A 16168-nucleotide genomic window follows, 5' to 3' on the forward strand; every position below is an offset into this window, starting at 1 on the left:
CACGGCATCTTGGGATCAAGCCAGATTGAGAAGGAACCGCGCTGCTTCAGCGCCGTGTTGTACGAAGGCCAGTTCTTGGTCTTGTACGTCGTAGGGGACCAGCTGCTCATGCCATCCAGCTATCACGCTGGATTCACACAGTGAATCCCTCATCCCGTTTGTGCAACAAAACCACCCTGATCAGATTAGAGAAGGAACGTTGCATAGAAAACTCCAGATTGTATGGAGTTATGATCCGGGGCGATTTTCGCTCTCTTCTAAGTGCCAGAACCTCTGAGCTCGACAGACGCTTCAAGCGTCGCGAAGGTGTTTCCTGACCGTTGGATCGATCCTTGTGCTTTGAGCGGGATAGATTCCGCAAGAGGCGATAGCTTCGCGTGCAGTCACGCGTTCATGCAAGCGTTTCCAAATGGTTTTGGCTGCGTAGGGGTGAGGGTATGGCCGCCAGGCTACTCCCATTGTCATGCCTCGCAGATACTTCAACTGCTGACGGTGTGCGGAGTATAAAATGGTATTTGCTATACTGCCTTCACGCGTGAGCTCGTGTTCGGTCACGAAAATCCTATTTCCTCGCATTGTCACCAAGCCGGCGTAGCGTGAAATCTGGTGCATGCTCCTGTCTGGTGATGTAGCAATTTCCCGCGAGCGGATCGTGATTAGCCCATCAACTTCCTGAATGCGGATCAATGAACAGAAAATCTTTCCTTCCCATGAAGGCGTGCAGAAAAAGGAATGATAGAAGCCGACGTATCGCCTCAGATTTTTCTGCTGGTCCCGAAAAGGATCCAGAAACGCGTCTATGGGCGTTGTTCCTGCTTGCGGCAAGGCGCCCATTAGCTTTCGCTCGAAGGTCGTGGTATCGGCAAATAATTCAGCTTCTGTCAGGTCGAAATGACGCGCGATCCGGCGCATGTTGTGTGCCGAAGGTAGGCTAGAGCCATTCAGGTAGCGACTGAATTGTTGTCTATTGACGCCGATATCACGACAAATCTGTGAAATGTTTCCGTGTTCTGCACACAACGACCGCAGGTTGGCAGAAAAATACTCTGACACAAGCAAAACCTTTCGCGTTTTGACGCTACTTCACAGCAAATAGCGTCAATTCGCGTAAGATCGCACAATTTATTTTATCTGCAAATCGGTTTCTTCTTCGGTATCAGCTCGCAACAGACAAGCCCCCAGATGCCAATTGAAACCATCGAGAACACATGGATCACTCTCCCCGATGGGCGGAGGCTTGCTGCACGCCTGTGGCTGCCTGAAACGAGTCTTGCCCCCGCCATTCTGGAATATTTGCCTTACCGCAAACGCGACGGCACAGCACCAAGAGATGAAACAACTCACTCAGTATTTGCTAAGGCGGGATACGCCTGCATCCGGGTCGACATAGCTGGTACCGGCGATAGCGAAGGTCAATTCGATGACGAGTACTCTGAGCAGGAACTGCGTGATGGTGAAGAAGTCATAGCCTGGATTGCTGCACAGGATTGGTGTGACGGCCATGTCGGGATGATCGGAATTTCGTGGGGTGGGTTTAACGGATTGCAATTGGCCTTCCGACAACTACCCGCGTTGAAAGCCGTCGTCAGCGTGGCCTCGACGGTGGATCGCTTTGCAGATGATATCCATTTTATGGGTGGGTGCCTGTTGAGTGACAACATGAACTGGGGCAGTCAGATGTTTGCCTATCTGACCCGCCCCGCGGATCCTGTCCTTCGTGCAGATTGGCGAGAGGATTGGCTGAAACGACTGCGAACCGTCCCGTTCTCTGCCGCGGAATGGTTGCGTCACCAGACGCGTGATTCCTATTGGAAACATGGCTCTGTTTGCGAAGATTGGTCAGCGATCCAAACCCCTGTCTTAGCCATTACTGGCTGGGCAGATGCATACGTCAACGCGCCTCCAGCTTTGGCTGCGAACCTGAAGGCACCGACAAAAGCCGTAATTGGGCCGTGGGAGCATCGTTATCCTCATATTTCGAAACTTGATCCTGCAGACTTTCATTCCGAAGTCATCGGCTGGTTTGACCGCTGGTTAAAGGGTCAAGAGAACGGTGCTGAAGACTTGCCTGCGTATCGGACATACATGCAGGAACACTTTAATCCGTCGCCGCAAAATAGCCCTCGGCAAGGTCGTTGGATTGCAGAGGCTACCTTGCCGTCACCTTTTGTATCTGAACGGATTTGGCATTTGGCACCCGACGGATTTTCCCAGAGCCCAAGCCCTGGTTCCGTCGCTATCGCATCGCCTTGCCATGTTGGTATGCAAAGCGGGTACTTCTGTGCGGGCATGCGGATAGACAACGAGCTTGCCGGTGATCAGGCAAGTGATGACGTTTTGTCGGTCTGTTTTGACAGCGCGCCATTGCAAGCGACATTGAATTTGCTGGGTCGCGCGAAGCTGACGTTTCGGTTTTCGGTGGATCAGCCTGTCGCCCAGCTTGTCGCACGGTTATGCGATGTCTCGCCTGAAGGTGTTTCGCAACGTATCAGCTATCGGTCGCTGAACCTGTGCCATTACCACAGTCACGAAACGCCCCAAGCCCTACAACCCGGTGAGATTTACGAGGCCGAGATTGCCCTGAATGAATGTGCGCACCATTTGCGCGAGGGTCATGTGTTGCGTCTCGCCCTGTCGACGTCTTACTGGCCGATAGTCTGGCCGGCGCCACATTCAGCCGAAGTGACCCTGCACTTGCAAAACTGTGCTCTGCATTTGCCGGTGCGCGAAGTCACACACGAAATTCAAGCCTCCGAACCCGGCCCGGCTCAGAAGTATCCAGTTCTTGCAGCTGAGCAATTGCGTTCACCTTCAGCGCACTTCGAACGCACCGTGAACGACGACGGTCGGGTGGTTCTGGAGACGTTCGATGACTACGGCAAAACACGCGACCCATATCATGATCTGATTGTCGGCAGTGACGTTCGCATGAATTACAGCGTTCACCCCGATAACCCGGCCACTGCGCATTTCGAGACCGCCTGGAGATTTACCTTTGAACGGGCGGATTGGCAGGTCGCCATCTCGACCGAATGCAGCATGAATTGCGACACCCAAAATTTCTACCTCTACCGCAAACTATGCGCCACCGAAGGCGCCGATGAAACCGAAGTTCTGACAAAGGAATGGTCCGAAACCGTTCCGCGTGGACTTCTCTGATCAATTCCAAGGGAGGATACTATGAAGATCGAATGGACAAAGGCCAATGTTGGTCGCCGCGGATTTCTGAAGGGCGCAACTGCGCTTGGGGCAGCTACGGCGCTTCCGATGGGGTGGGCGAACCGCGCATTTGCAGCAGATGACGGCGTTCTGCGGGTGCGGGCGTATGGGGATGCGCAGAACATGGATCCGGCCCATTCCGTTGGTGTCGTCGAAGAAGAAGTTCATGCCTCCATCTACAACAAGCTGATCCAATACAAGCCGGGCGAGGAATGGGGCTGGCAGATGGATGCGGCCACGATGATCGAGCAGGTTGATCCAACCCATATCAAGTTCGCATTGCGTGACGATATCGGATTTACCAACGGATTTGGCGCCATGACCGCTGAAGATGTCAAATTCAGCATGGAACGGATCGTGGACGACGCCACGGACAGTCCGAATAAGCCCGACTTGGGGCCATTCAGCCATGTTGAAGTGACCGGCGAACGTGAGGGCACAATCGTTCTGAACAGCCCGTTTGCCCCGATCTGGTCGATTGCCCTGCCGTACATTACGGGCAACATCGTCTCAAAAGCGGCGGTCGAAGCCGCCGGTGGCAGGATCGGTGCAGATCCGGTTGCCGAGTCCGGCCCTTACCTGCGGGACAGCTGGTCGCCCAAGGAAAAGACCGTTCTCAAGCGTAACCCCGACTGGAAAGGGGATGCACCCACCTGGGATACCGTCGAAATCTATCCCATTGATGACGAAAACACTGCCGAGATCGCGTTCGAGGCGGGTGAGCTGGATGTAACCCGCGTTTCGCTGGGCTCGGTTGAGCGTTATCGTGCCGGAGTTCCAAACGGTGGATCGTTGGTTGAGAAGCCCTCGCTCTATTATGTCTGGATGGGGATGAACGTCGAGCATCCAAAGCTGCAAAATCAGAAGCTGCGGCAGGCTATTCAGCATGCGGTGGATGTCCCCAGTATTTTGGAAGCTGCTTATTTTGGAGCTGCCGAACCAGCAACTGGCATTATCGCACCGGGCCTCGCCGGCCACCGGCCATCTTCGCTGGTGCCACCGGCGGCAAACTTTGAAAAAGCTGCACAGCTGCTCGCGGAATCCGGTGAAACCAATGTCACGCTGACCCTCGACACGCTGAACAAGACGACTTTCACGACAACCGCACAGATCATTCAGGCAACGCTGGCGCAGATCGGGATCGCGGTTGAAGTGAACGTTCTGGAATCTGGGGCCTTCTGGGCGTCTGGCGACAATGAAAATCTTCAGCTTGTTCTGAACCGTTTTTCGATGACCCCAGACCCGTATTATGCGACGTCGTGGTTCACGCCCGAACAGATCGGAAAATGGAACTGGGAACGCTTTAACAGCCCTGAATTCAACGAAATCCATGAATCCGCGGCTGCGGAAACGGATATCGCAAAACGGGCGGAAATGTATCAGCGCGCGCAGGATCTGATGGAAGAAAGTGGCGCCTATCGCTTCATCACCCATGAGGCAACGCCGGTTATTCACAGCGCCCGGGTCATTCCTGCACTGCGGCCAGATGGCCTGTCGTTACTTCGCTATTTCGGCAAGGCGACCTGATCTCCCCAGGTCGACCGGGTACGGCGGGCGCGTAACGCTCGCCGTGCCAAATTGAACGCCATCAAGCCACAAGGAGCCAGTTGGCCATGCTAAGTTTTGCAACCCGTCGCTTCGGGCTGTCGCTGCTCATCCTGTTCGTGGCGGTCACCGTCATGTTCCTGATGATCCGCGCCGTGCCTGGCGATCCGGTCCAGATCATGCTGGGCCCGCGCGCCACGCCCGAACTTCAGGCCCAACTCACAGCGGCGCTGGGGCTTGATCAACCGATCTGGAAACAGCTTTTGATCTTTTATGGGAATCTTCTGCAAGGCGACCTAGGAACCGATGTATTTTCGGGACGGTCCGTGACGGACATCGTTTTCCAGCAATTGCCGTTCACGCTGGAACTGATTTTTGCGTCAATCCTGTGGTCTGCAAGCCTGGGCATCGCACTTGGTGCCTATGCGGCGGCGCATCCCAACACGCTGATCGACCGGATCGCCGCCGCAATATCCGTCAGCTTCGTGGCTGCACCGGCCTTTGTTGTCGCGCTTTTGGCGCTGCTGGTATTCGCCGTGCATCTGCAATGGTTTCCCGCAATCGGTGCCGGAGAGGGGTTCTGGGACCGCCTCGACCATCTGGTTCTGCCTGCGTTTGCCATCGGCCTCAGCTGGGTTGGCTATATTGCCCGGCTGGTGCGGGCTTCGATGCTGGAGGTTATGGGCGAAAGCCATGTGCGCACGGCGCGCGCCTTTGGTATCGCCGAGCGTCGCGTGGTGATGGTTTATGCACTGCGGATCGCCATTTTGCCGGTGGTCACCGTGATCGGGGTAGGGATGGGCTTTCTTCTCAGTTCGGCGGTTTTTGCTGAAATCGTCTTTGCCCGACCGGGTTTGGGTAAGTTGGTTATCGATAGCATTACCACCCGAAACTACCCGATTGTTATGGGCTCGGTCCTCATATCAACGGCGTTGTTCGTGATATCGACCGCATTGGCAGACCTGATCAATGCGTTGCTCGATCCGCGCGCACGCACGGCTCATTGAGGAGGGGGAGTGATGGAAAAATCTCGTTCCGAACTTGGCCAGATCATCATCGGCGTCGCCCGCGACCCGCTTGGTCTTATGGGCTTAATCATCGTCGGTGTCATCGTGTTCTGCGCCATCTTCGCTTATTGGATCGTGCCCTATGACCCAATTGCGATGGATATCAAATCCCGCTTGCAAGGACCGTCCACTGCGCATCTTTTGGGCACCGACCAACTGGGGCGCGATACGTTTTCGCGTGTGATTGCAGGGGGGCAGGTAGCACTAAAGGTGGCATTACCCGCCGTGTTCGGCGCAATGGCGATTGGCCTGACACTGGGAATGATTGCCGGGTATGGGCCGAAATGGCTCGACAATCTTCTGATGCTGTTTTTCGATACCATCCGATCCTTCCCGACGGTGATGTTCGCGTTGGCTGTCGTGGCCTTGATCGGGCCCAGCCTGCAGACGGTGGTTTTCGTGGTCATGGCGACCTCGATCCCAACCTACGGGCGTGTGGCACGAACCCAGACACTGACGCTGCGCAACTCTGAATTCATTCTGGCCGAGCGGTCGATGGGGGCCAGCATGGCGCGCATTCTGGGTGTGCATATGCTGCCCAATATCATTGGCGTTCTGGCGGTGTTGGCGGCCATGGATATCCCCACAGTCATCGCGTTGGAGGCGGGCCTGTCCTTTTTGGGGCTGGGTGTGAAACCTCCGACGCCCAGCTGGGGTGCTTTGCTCAAGGATGGCTATTCACTGATCCGCCAGACCCCTTGGCTGGTGGTGGGCGGGGGCCTGCCGATCATTCTGGCAACGCTTGGATTTACATTCCTGGGTGAAAGCCTGCGGGACGTGGTTGATCCAAAACTGAGGAAACAGCGATGACCGACACACTTTTGGAAATCGACCGCCTCAGTGTCGACTACGAAACAGGCCGTGGTGACCTCAAGGCCTTGAGGGACATAACCTTCAACGTGAATAAGGGTGAAATCGTTGGCATTGTCGGGGAATCTGGTTGCGGCAAATCCACGTTGATCTCATCCATCCTGCGTTTGACCGCACCAAATACTCGGTTCCGCGAGGGAGAGGTCAGGTTCAAAGGAAAGGACCTTTTGCAGGCCTCCGAACGTCAGATGCGCAACCTGCGCGGGGCGGATATATCCATCGTCTTTCAGGACCCGATGCAAACGCATAATCCGGTTCTGACCATCGGGCAGCAGATGCTGGACATTCAGCATCGGTCCAAGCAGTCAAAAGCGGACAAGCTGGCCCACGCGGCCAAGATGCTGGGCGCTGTTGGCATTCCCGATCCCGAAGCGCGCCTGAAGCAGTATCCGCATGAATTCTCAGGCGGGATGCGCCAACGGATTGCCATCGCAATGGCGTTGATGTCCGAACCCGATCTTTTGATCGCGGATGAGCCGACCACCGCGCTGGATGCCACGTTAGAGGTGCAGATCATCGAGCGCCTGCAAGAGCTACAGCGCGAGTTTCACTGTGCCATCCTGTTCATCTCCCACCATCTGGGCGTGATTGCTGAACTCTGCGACCGGGTGGTGGTGATGTATGCCGGTGCAGTTGTCGAAAGCGGGGAGGTGCGTGAGATTTTCCACAACCCCAAGCATCCATATACACGGCGTCTGATCGAATGTGACCCCGGTCACATCAAGGAACGCGCCCGCATTTTGCCGACCATTCCCGGTGAAGTGCCTGATCTGGCCAATCTGCCGGGAGGCTGCATTTTCCGGGATCGTTGCGATCAAGCCATGGCACGCTGCGCCTCCGACGTGCCGCCGCTGGATCAATTGAAAGAAGGCCATCATGCCGCTTGCTGGCTAAACCATGAGGAGGCCACATCATGAGCTTGCTGAACGTTGTGGACCTGAACACCAGCTATGGGCCGGTCAATGTACTGGCAGGTGTCAGCTTTACCGTAGAACCTGGCGAGACCTACGCGCTGGTTGGTGAAAGCGGATCTGGCAAAACAACAGTCATCCGCGCCATCGCCGGGCTTGCGCCTGCGCAGAACGGCTCGGTTACCTTCGAAGGTCAGGAAATCCGAGGGGCGCCAGAAAGCGTCATGCGCCCGCTGCGCAAAGACATGGCAATGATGTTCCAGGATCCGGTTGGCAGCCTGTCACCGCGCCTGACAATTCGCAGCCTGATCACCGAACCCTACCGCATCCAAGGCATGAAAGACCGTGACCTGGATGCCGAGGCCAAGCGTCTGTTGGAAATGGTAAACCTGCCCACGCATTTCGCAGACCGCTATCCTTATCAGCTTTCAGGCGGCCAGGCGCGGCGTGTGGGCGTGGCACGTGCGTTGGCGTTGGAACCAAAGCTGATCCTTGCAGATGAGCCGACTGCCGGCCTCGATGTCTCAGTACAGGGCGAGTTGTTGAACCTGCTCAACGATCTGCGCGAAAGGTTGGGTCTGGCAATGGTAATCATCACGCACAACCTCAGCGTGGTGCGCCATGTGGCGGACAGAATGGGTATCATGTATCTGGGCCGTTTGGTCGAGGAGGGCACAACCGAAACGATTTTCAAAGATCCGCGCCATCCCTATACGCGCTGCCTTTTGAGTGCCAACCCAGAGCCGGACCCGGATGCGCGGTTGGAACGGATCGCCCTTAAGGGCGAACCCCCCAGCTTGCTCAAGCGCCCTTCCGGGTGCGAATTCCGCGAACGTTGTCCTTTTGCCAAGGACATCTGCACCCAGACTCCGGAATGGGAAGTGGACGGTGGCCACGGGCTGCGTTGCCTGGCTCCGCTGTCGTAGTAGGAAATCCGATGCCAAGTACGCTTTTTTTTAATGGCACAATCCTGACTATGGATGCGCAGGACTCCTCACCCGAGGCTGTTTTGACTGAAGGAAACAGGATCCAGGCAGTGGGGGCCGAAGCTGACCTGCGTGCATGCATGCACGCAGATGCTGAGGAGCATGACCTGAAAGGTCGCACTCTGATGCCAGCCTTTATCGATCCACACGGACATTTCCCGGATCCGGGGTTCATCCGGCTGTTCCGTGTTGACCTGTCTTCACCTCCTTTAGGGGATTGTAGGCAAATTGCGCAGGCGCTGGACAGACTTCGGGAAAGGGCCAACACAACGCCGGAGGGTGAATGGGTCATGGGGGTGTCGTTTGACAATACCTCTATTCTCGAAGGCCGTATGCCGACGCGGGCCGAGCTGGACGACGTTTCAATACGTCATCCAATCTGGGTAATTCATGCATCGGGGCACAACGGCGCGGCTAATTCTCTTGCGCTTGAGAGGCGAGGTGTAACCCGTCACACACCTGACCCAGAGGGCGGCCGCTTTGGCCGGGACCTTGAAACCGGAGCCCTAACGGGATTGATCGAAGGGTTATCGGCCATGGGTGAGATGGGCGACACCGATTTCCTGATCGACCGCGAAAGGTTCTGGCAGGGCTTTGACGCCTGCCGTGATGAATATCTGGCCCATGGCGTGACCTATGCCCAAAATGCCTGGACGTCGCAAACCATGCTGGATCACTTCGCCAGCCTGCCCGCAGATCAGGATCCGGGAATTGATATCGAGCTGTTACCCGTCGGAAGTCTGGAGCCAGAGCTAAGTACCCAATGGATCGGCACGAACTGGCCCGGCAACCCGCATTTCACACTAGGTCCGCGCAAACTGTTCACGGATGGAGCCTTTCAACTGCAGACCGCGTATCTGACTGCCCCGTATTTCAAGCCGTCTGATCCAGAACATCCTTGTGGGATGACTTACACCTCACAAGAGCAGCTGGATGCTGATGTCAGCAAACTCCATAGCAAGGGACTACAGATTCATTGCCACTGTAACGGCGATGCCGGCGCCGAGATGTTCATTGATGCGGTTGAAAAAGTACTTCGAGCGTACCCCCGCGCAGATCATCGTCACACTATTATTCATGGCCAGGCCCTGCGGGATGATCAGTTAGAGCGTATGGCCCAACTTGGCCTTACCGTTAGCTTCTTTCCTGCACATGTATATTTTTGGGGGGATCGCCATTACGATACCTTCCTAGGGCCTGAACGGTCCGAGCGGATATCCCCAGCAGCATCAGCTGAACGGTATGGCGTGCGATATACGATCCACAATGATGCCTCGGTCACGCCAACACGCCCGATCCACCTGGCCAATTGCGCCGTGAATCGGATAACCGCTTCGGAGCGCGTGCTCGGCGAAGATCAGAAGATCAGCGTTCTGTCAGCTTTGCGTGCCCAGACCATCGACGCTGCTTGGCAGGTGTTCAAGGAGGATCAGCGCGGATCTATCGAACCGGGTAAAGTTGCAGATTTCGTTGTCCTTTCGCGCAATCCACTGCACGACCCGGACTGCCTAACGGATACACGGGTGCTCGAAACGATCCGCGACGGTCAAAGTGTTTTTGCCGCAACGCATGCCGAAAAAGAAGTCGAGCACACCTAATGACGACCAAACGTATTGCGATCGCGGGGTTCCAGCATGAAACCAATTGCTTTGGTGTGACAAAGGCCGATCTACGCGAGTTTGAAATGGCGGATTCCTGGCCCGGAATGTTGCACGGTGCACAGGTGGTCTTGGAAACAACTGGTATGAACCTACCTGTCGCAGGTTTTGCCGCAGAGGCAATGGAAGTGGGGATTGAGGTTATTCCAATCCTGTGGTGCTCTGCCGAGCCGTCCGCACATGTAACCGATCATGCATTTGAGACGATTTGCGGGATGCTATTGGATGGACTCCGGGATGCGGGCCACATTGATGGCGTCTATTTTGATCTCCATGGCGCAATGGTTACCGAAAGCCTTGTTGACGGTGAAGGAGAGATTCTGCGTCGTGTACGTGCAGTTGTGGGCCCCGAAGTTCCCGTGGTCGCAAGTTTGGACCTGCATGCCAACATTTCCGCTGAGATGGTCGAACATGCGGACTATCTGTCTATTTTTCGCACCTATCCTCACTTGGATATGGCGGAAACGGGCGCACGTTGTGTTCCTGTCCTGCAGCGCCTGCTAGCAGGCGAAACACTATTTAAGGCGTTCCAACCGGTACCTTATCTCATACCTCTGCATGCGCAATACACCGGTTCCTCACCGTTTAACGACATCTATCAATTGCCAGCAAGATTTGAGCAGCAGGAAGTCCTGGCCGAAATCGCTCTTGGTTTCACAGCGGCGGACTTCGCCGACACTGGCCCGTCGTGCCTTGCCTACGCAGCCACTGCCCAGAAAGCCGCCGCTGCCGCCGAAGAAATCGTAAATTTGTTTATGTCCCGGGAATCCGATCTTGATTGCTCGATGTTGTCTCTGGAGGACGCCGTTTCGGCATGTCGTCAGAGGCGAGAAAAACCCGTTGTTCTCGCAGATGTTCAGGACAACGCTGGTGCGGGCGGGACGTCTGATACCACAGGGTTGCTGGCCGCACTGATTGAGGGCGGGGTAAAGAGTGTCTTGATGGGTCTGCTCCATGATCCGGAAAGTGCAAAACAAGCCCATGTGGCAGGTGAAGGTGCACAGGTTAAGTTGGCAATCGGTGCAAAGTCCAACCTGGCAGGGCACGTTCCGGTCAATGCAGAGTTTAGAGTTCTGGCTCTGGGTGATGGCAAATGTCGCTATACCGGAGAAATGTATGGCGGTGGTGTAGCAACGCTGGGCAAGACGGCTGCACTACGTTTGGTTGGACATGAGGCCGAGATTGACCTCGTTGTGACAAGTATACGTAACCAGTGTCTAGATCGTGCGCATTTTACTCATATTGGGCTGAATCCGATGAATTACTCGGTGATTTGCGTAAAGAGCACCACACATTTCCGAGCGGATTTTGAGACTATTTCAGGTGCTGTTTTTGCGGTCTCATCGCCAGGCGCCTTTCTCTGCGACCTAGAAAATGTCCCGTACGCCTGTCTCACCAGAAGGCTGCCCATTATTCGTTGAACTGGCTTTGGATTACGCGAAGCTGCAGGCGTAAAGGAAAAGAATGTTCTCATTCTATGAAGAGTATCTGCTTAGCTATCAAGCAATGCAGGCTTGTGGCGACCGGTTGTTGATAACCCGGCGCTATTGGCTGGAAACGTCATTGGTCAGAAAATCGAACCAGGCTTTCACGGGCAAGTGTAAAGGCCGTCCGTTCAATTCGTACGTAACACGCGCTTTGTTGCACAATTCCGTTGGAGTGGAGGCTTTCTTTTTCCCCGGAGGGACTGCTCCTACGGGCCCTGTGATAGGTACTCCAAGAGCGGTGTAGCGGTTGAGGACGGCGATGCGGATTTGGATCTCCGCGATCTGCCGGTCGAAGCCCCGCGCCATGAGTCTCTGGCCCACCAATTTCACACAGTGCGTTTTGGTCTCGACGCGGCTTCGGCGGTGGTATCCGCTCCATCGTCGCCCCCGGGCGCGGCCGAGGTATCTTGATGCTTTCGCGGCTTCGTTTCTTGCGACGGCTCCCGCTTGTTGGCTTCCAAGGCTTGGCGTTCTTGCGGGCAGGGTTGACAGCATGTGTATTCCGGGCGGCAATCGCATCATGGCATTTGCGCGTTTCGTAGGCCCCGCGGCAGTGACTGTCCCGATGGTCTGATCAGGTGGGGTTTGATCCAGAAGTTCGGGCAGCATGGGCGCATCACCTACATTGCTGGTCGTGACCTCGACGGCCCGAACTCCCACTGTTTTTTCATCGATCCCGAGGTGTATCTTGCGCCAGATGTGCCGTTTGGGGTTTCCACGCTGCGCGCGTTCCATTCACCTTCGCCCTCAGATTTGATGCCTGTGCTATCAATCAAGAGGTTCAGCGGGCCGGTACCACCACGATATCACAGGCTCGCGTTTAGTGCCCTCTGGTGGCGGCATAGGGTGCAAAATTCCGCCACCGCACAATCCAACCCGATAAACTACAGCAAGCTCTCAACAAAGCCTGTAGTCTGCCGGAGCGGCATCCCGAACAAAACCTTCAGAGTCAGGCGGGTTTGGATCGCCGCGTTAGTGAATTGCTGCCGTCGACCGCGTTGGCCCGTCGGCGGCGGTGTCCAGACCATCTCGGGATCGAACCAGATCGAGAGCGATCCACGCCGCTTCAAACCGTCATTGCAACACGACCAGTTTGTGGTCTTGTCGCTCGTTGGGGCCCAACTGCTCATACCTCCCAGCTATCACGCTGGATTCATAAGATGAATCCCCCAAACGATTTGTGCAACAAAGCCGTTTTGTGCACCAGCCACCTGGCATCACGCCGGGCACGGAATTGGTGCGCATGAAAGAAAAAGCTATGGATGAGTTTGATCTGGAAAACGCACGCGAGCAACAAATCGCAATCGAAATGATGGGTGCTTTTACGGACACGTCTCCTTGTCGAAGCGCAGCAATGTCCAACCCCTTTGCTTCAGGATGGCCGGGTAGTTGCGATGGTTATTGAGATCAAGCAACTTGATCAAGATTGGGGGCATTGTGACGCCCCTGAACCTTTGAGCGAAGAAGAATCTCGAAATTTTGAGAACGAGCTTATCGCCCTCCTGGAGCAGGAGATGGCTGGCCACCGCTCTCGATAATGGGCAGGGTGGGCGGTAAATCCTTAGGCCTGCAGATGCCGCCAAGGATGCGGCCTGCAAACCAAGGACGTGGTGGGGCCAGTGGCTTTGCCACTTCAGTTTGAGGACATTGAGTGAAAGTGAATCGAGCTTCAGCAATGCGGATAAAGCTGCCGTTGGCCTGCCAACCCCATTCGCTTCAATCTCTGGAATTCCAGTGGAAGTTTGGTTAGGTCCTAAACAAGTAGGATGCGGAGGAAACAGCTTCGGTGGCGGACACTCTGATTGTAATTGCTTCCGAACGAGAGGGCCTCGGCCTTGTTGACGAATTCGGGCTGCAACATGCGGAGGACTTCGAAATCCAAGCTGGAGATCACGAGCGAGGTCTCGGTCTTTATCACGGAAGGAGCTTCGACGTTCTTATCAGCGGAGTTCTTGAGCATCACATGGTTGCAGCTACAGCATTGTGCTTACACCGATACAAGCCAAAGCGCGTTGTGAACTTTGGGGCTTGCGGGACATATGGCAATCGATTTGGAGTGGAAACAGCGCCGAAGATTGAAAGCGTTGTAAGCGTTTCTACGTCTTATCGTTTTGATGTTGATGACAACCTGCATTGGGTTCCTCCGCGCACGCTTCCAGTTGTCAACCTTTCAGTGGCAACCGCAAACTGCGTAACCGGTTCGCGTTACTCTCGGGCTTCAGACTATGAGAGCGTCCATTTTCCAAAAGATGGGCAGGTAGAAGACATGGAGCTCTACGGTCTAGCCGTTTTAATGGAAACTTTCGCTGTTCCTTTGTACAGCATCAAGTACGTGACAAATGACGTAGGACCACATGGCCGAGAGCAATTCCGAGAGCATGTTGTCTCCGCACGTCGCTTCGGACATGAGGCACTTGAAAACGCACTGTCAGATTTTAGGGACTTTCCCTTGTTATCCGGCGCTGACAATTCAGCCTCTGGTTAATAGGGAACTTTGGGCTGCAACCAGCCAATGGAACCGCTTGCTAAGAACGTCAACTCTGAGCCCAGTTCGACCAATGGTGCAGTTTGCATCAATGACTGCAACCTTGTGCAAAGCCGTCGCAGGTCTGACATTTGAGGCATTGTGTCCAAGACATTTGCTCGACGTTGCGTTCAGTGAGTGGGGACCCCACTAAATTGGTCATTCCTTTGGGCATGCGCATCAAAATCAGATGGCTGAACACGAAAAATCAGGGACGATGCCTGATCTGTTAATGAATGTCTCTGTTGCATGACCGGCGAATAGGCCGTGATCACGAACCAAGACGGTCCTGAAACCGGCAGCCGCCCCGCCCAGAATATCCGTGTGCAGCGTATCACCGACCATTGCAATGCGATGGGATTGTATCCCGGGAAGTCGGTCTTTGGCGTCGTCGAATGCGTTGTTAAACGGCTTTCCAAAGAACACAGGCGCGATATTCAGGGTATCGGCCAATTGATTGGCGTAATAGCCTGGCTCTTTGCTCAGCCCAGTTTCTCGTGGGGCGACCAGGTCGGGATTGGCGATCACAAAGGGCCTTTTACGATGCCTAATCGCGGCACTGAGGGAGGCAAGTATATCCGCATCTAGTGCGGCACTTGAGAGAAAAAGAAAACCGTCAACCTCCTGACCGGACCAATGCTCAACCTGTGCTTCGATATCGCTAAATTGGTCATCTGGCGCAGCAATCGCTCCCCAGCGCGCGCCCGGTAAAACTTCGTCAAGGCGAGCTACAGCGACATCACGACTTGAAACAACTTCGTTAGGGGCGAAATCGAAACCGAGGGCGCGATAGCGCCGCACAGCCGTTGCACGAGTGTAGCTTGCGGCATTCGTCAGAACTATCAGGCGTTTGCAGCGCGCGCGTAGTTGCTGGATGCAGGTGACCGCTCCGGGGATCGCCGTCTCGCCAACGTTCAACACGCCAAAGCTATCCAGCACGAAGGCATCAAACTGATCCGCAATCTCTAAGAGCCCGGTACACTGTGTAGTCTCGGTCGGAAAGACAGCGAGAGGCATACGGATACGGATGGCCTCATATCGGTCGAAGGCGTTTTGCGTTCCCCAGATCTCATTGTAACTCATTCAGATCAAACCGTATTGCTGCGCCTTGCCGCGCAAGAAGGGCAGACCCTGACCGATAACCGCCTCCGCACTTTCAGCAACGGGTCGCCAGATAGAATGCCCGTAGCCGATCTCAGGCGGCATGTTGATATAGCTTTCCATCGCCAGGCCACCCTTGAAATTGATCGCGGCAAGCGTGGCGAAAATTTCGTCCCAGTCACATGGGCCCTGTCCCGACGTGCCTCGGTCGGATTCTGAGAGGAGGAGGTTATTCAGATGCGCGCGCCCGGTAATTATGCCGTTACCCATGCCGGTCTCCTCGATATTCATGTAATATGTGTCGAGGTGCAGGAACATATTCGGTGCGCAGACCCGCTCAATCATTTCAACCACCTGGGTGGTGGTGTTGATCAGGTGAGTCTCATAGTGGTTGACCGGTTCAATGCCAATGGCAGGCCCGTGATCCTTAGCGTACATTACGGTAGCCTCTAGCGCGGCCTCAACATTGTCCAGCTCTTGCTCGGTTGTTGGAAAGCTCGACCGCTCCCCAATGCCGCCATAGGTGACCCCGCTTAAGGCTTCTGAACCCAAACCGGCGGCTTTCTCAATGGCGAGCTTAAGGAAATCGGCGGTGCCGGACGGATTGTGCGATGCCCAAGTCTCTTGCGGCAAACCGAAGGAGAAAACAGCAGGAAGTTCGGCCTTTTCAAGCAAATCGCGCCCAAGCGCTGTATCGGTGGAGGCTGGATCAAGCAAGGCTAATTCGATGAAATCCATGCCGGAAGCCTTCGCGGCTGAAATCGTCCGGGTGACACCTGCGGCATCCCAGGTCATGTTCC

The 16168-nt window shown here is 55.3% G+C and carries 15 protein-coding genes and 1 pseudogene; 10 read left to right on the top strand and 6 right to left on the bottom strand.

The window, feature by feature from the left end:
* Together AB1E33_RS26810 and AB1E33_RS26815 are read right to left on the bottom strand one after the other, a co-directional pair.
* Positions 1–110, bottom strand: a pseudogene (locus AB1E33_RS26810) (IS5/IS1182 family transposase); the annotation flags it as partial.
* Between the two features lie 181 nt (positions 111–291).
* On the bottom strand, positions 292–1053 hold the full coding sequence (locus tag AB1E33_RS26815) for a helix-turn-helix transcriptional regulator (protein ID WP_372580286.1): 762 nt from the start codon (positions 1051–1053) through the stop codon (positions 292–294).
* A gap of 129 nt (positions 1054–1182) precedes the next feature.
* Here AB1E33_RS26815 and AB1E33_RS26820 point away from each other — a divergent pair, with 129 nt between their 5' ends.
* From AB1E33_RS26820 to AB1E33_RS26855, 8 genes are all read left to right on the top strand, one after another.
* Positions 1183–3159 (top strand): CocE/NonD family hydrolase, encoded by a 1977-nt coding sequence (locus AB1E33_RS26820; protein ID WP_372580287.1) that lies wholly within the window; start codon positions 1183–1185, stop codon positions 3157–3159.
* Between the two features lie 21 nt (positions 3160–3180).
* A complete protein-coding gene (locus AB1E33_RS26825; RefSeq protein WP_372580288.1) occupies positions 3181–4746 on the top strand; it encodes an ABC transporter substrate-binding protein in 1566 nt (521 codons plus the stop codon).
* 86 nt (positions 4747–4832) lie between these two features.
* A complete protein-coding gene (locus AB1E33_RS26830) occupies positions 4833–5771 on the top strand; it encodes an ABC transporter permease (protein WP_372580289.1) in 939 nt (312 codons plus the stop codon).
* Positions 5772–5783: 12 nt separating this feature from the next.
* A complete protein-coding gene (locus AB1E33_RS26835; RefSeq protein WP_372580290.1) occupies positions 5784–6641 on the top strand; it encodes an ABC transporter permease in 858 nt (285 codons plus the stop codon).
* A complete protein-coding gene (locus AB1E33_RS26840; protein ID WP_372580291.1) occupies positions 6638–7618 on the top strand; it encodes an ABC transporter ATP-binding protein in 981 nt (326 codons plus the stop codon). The genes AB1E33_RS26835 and AB1E33_RS26840 overlap by 4 nt, the downstream gene beginning before the upstream one ends.
* Positions 7615–8538, top strand: coding sequence for an oligopeptide/dipeptide ABC transporter ATP-binding protein (locus tag AB1E33_RS26845; RefSeq protein WP_372580292.1), 924 nt, complete (start codon positions 7615–7617; stop codon positions 8536–8538). The genes AB1E33_RS26840 and AB1E33_RS26845 overlap by 4 nt, the downstream gene beginning before the upstream one ends.
* An 11-nt stretch (positions 8539–8549) precedes the next feature.
* Positions 8550–10196, top strand: a complete 1647-nt coding sequence (locus AB1E33_RS26850; protein ID WP_372580293.1) for an amidohydrolase — start codon at positions 8550–8552, stop codon at positions 10194–10196.
* Positions 10196–11677, top strand: coding sequence for a M81 family metallopeptidase (locus AB1E33_RS26855; RefSeq protein WP_372580294.1), 1482 nt, complete (start codon positions 10196–10198; stop codon positions 11675–11677). Before AB1E33_RS26850 ends, AB1E33_RS26855 begins: the two co-directional genes overlap by 1 nt.
* A gap of 123 nt (positions 11678–11800) precedes the next feature.
* On the opposite strand, the gene AB1E33_RS26860 is transcribed toward AB1E33_RS26855, so the two are convergent.
* Positions 11801–12478, bottom strand: a complete 678-nt coding sequence (locus AB1E33_RS26860; protein ID WP_372580295.1) for a transposase — start codon at positions 12476–12478, stop codon at positions 11801–11803.
* Positions 12479–12627: 149 nt separating this feature from the next.
* Positions 12628–12873 carry a transposase gene (locus tag AB1E33_RS26865; protein WP_372580296.1) on the bottom strand — a complete coding sequence of 82 codons (246 nt, stop codon included), beginning with the start codon at positions 12871–12873 and terminating at the stop codon, positions 12628–12630.
* 113 nt (positions 12874–12986) lie between these two features.
* Here AB1E33_RS26865 and AB1E33_RS26870 point away from each other — a divergent pair, with 113 nt between their 5' ends.
* Positions 12987–13148, top strand: coding sequence for a hypothetical protein (locus AB1E33_RS26870; protein WP_372580297.1), 162 nt, complete (start codon positions 12987–12989; stop codon positions 13146–13148).
* Between the two features lie 381 nt (positions 13149–13529).
* Positions 13530–14228 (top strand): hypothetical protein, encoded by a 699-nt coding sequence (locus AB1E33_RS26875; protein ID WP_372580298.1) that lies wholly within the window; start codon positions 13530–13532, stop codon positions 14226–14228.
* Between the two features lie 225 nt (positions 14229–14453).
* On the opposite strand, the gene AB1E33_RS26880 is transcribed toward AB1E33_RS26875, so the two are convergent.
* Positions 14454–15350 (bottom strand): HAD-IIA family hydrolase, encoded by an 897-nt coding sequence (locus tag AB1E33_RS26880; protein ID WP_372580299.1) that lies wholly within the window; start codon positions 15348–15350, stop codon positions 14454–14456.
* Positions 15351–16163 carry a sugar phosphate isomerase/epimerase family protein gene (locus tag AB1E33_RS26885; protein WP_372580300.1) on the bottom strand — a complete coding sequence of 271 codons (813 nt, stop codon included), beginning with the start codon at positions 16161–16163 and terminating at the stop codon, positions 15351–15353.
* Positions 16164–16168: the final 5 nt, after the last annotated feature.

The organism is Ruegeria hyattellae (assembly GCF_041537925.1).
GTDB lineage: Bacteria > Pseudomonadota > Alphaproteobacteria > Rhodobacterales > Rhodobacteraceae > Ruegeria_C.

Bases quoted from the DNA above. Each gene is read 5' to 3' on its own strand.
- AB1E33_RS26820 (WP_372580287.1), top strand. From the start codon at position 1,183: ATGCCAATTGAAACCATCGAGAACACATGGATCACTCTCCCCGATGGG.
- AB1E33_RS26825 (WP_372580288.1), top strand. From the start codon at position 3,181: ATGAAGATCGAATGGACAAAGGCCAATGTTGGTCGCCGCGGATTTCTG.
- AB1E33_RS26830 (WP_372580289.1), top strand. From the start codon at position 4,833: ATGCTAAGTTTTGCAACCCGTCGCTTCGGGCTGTCGCTGCTCATCCTG.
- AB1E33_RS26835 (WP_372580290.1), top strand. From the start codon at position 5,784: ATGGAAAAATCTCGTTCCGAACTTGGCCAGATCATCATCGGCGTCGCC.
- AB1E33_RS26840 (WP_372580291.1), top strand. From the start codon at position 6,638: ATGACCGACACACTTTTGGAAATCGACCGCCTCAGTGTCGACTACGAA.
- AB1E33_RS26845 (WP_372580292.1), top strand. From the start codon at position 7,615: ATGAGCTTGCTGAACGTTGTGGACCTGAACACCAGCTATGGGCCGGTC.
- AB1E33_RS26850 (WP_372580293.1), top strand. From the start codon at position 8,550: ATGCCAAGTACGCTTTTTTTTAATGGCACAATCCTGACTATGGATGCG.
- AB1E33_RS26855 (WP_372580294.1), top strand. From the start codon at position 10,196: ATGACGACCAAACGTATTGCGATCGCGGGGTTCCAGCATGAAACCAAT.
- AB1E33_RS26860 (WP_372580295.1), bottom strand. From the start codon at position 12,478: ATGGAACGCGCGCAGCGTGGAAACCCCAAACGGCACATCTGGCGCAAG.
- AB1E33_RS26865 (WP_372580296.1), bottom strand. From the start codon at position 12,873: ATGAGCAGTTGGGCCCCAACGAGCGACAAGACCACAAACTGGTCGTGT.
- AB1E33_RS26870 (WP_372580297.1), top strand. From the start codon at position 12,987: ATGAAAGAAAAAGCTATGGATGAGTTTGATCTGGAAAACGCACGCGAG.
- AB1E33_RS26880 (WP_372580299.1), bottom strand. From the start codon at position 15,350: ATGAGTTACAATGAGATCTGGGGAACGCAAAACGCCTTCGACCGATAT.
- AB1E33_RS26885 (WP_372580300.1), bottom strand. From the start codon at position 16,163: ATGACCTGGGATGCCGCAGGTGTCACCCGGACGATTTCAGCCGCGAAG.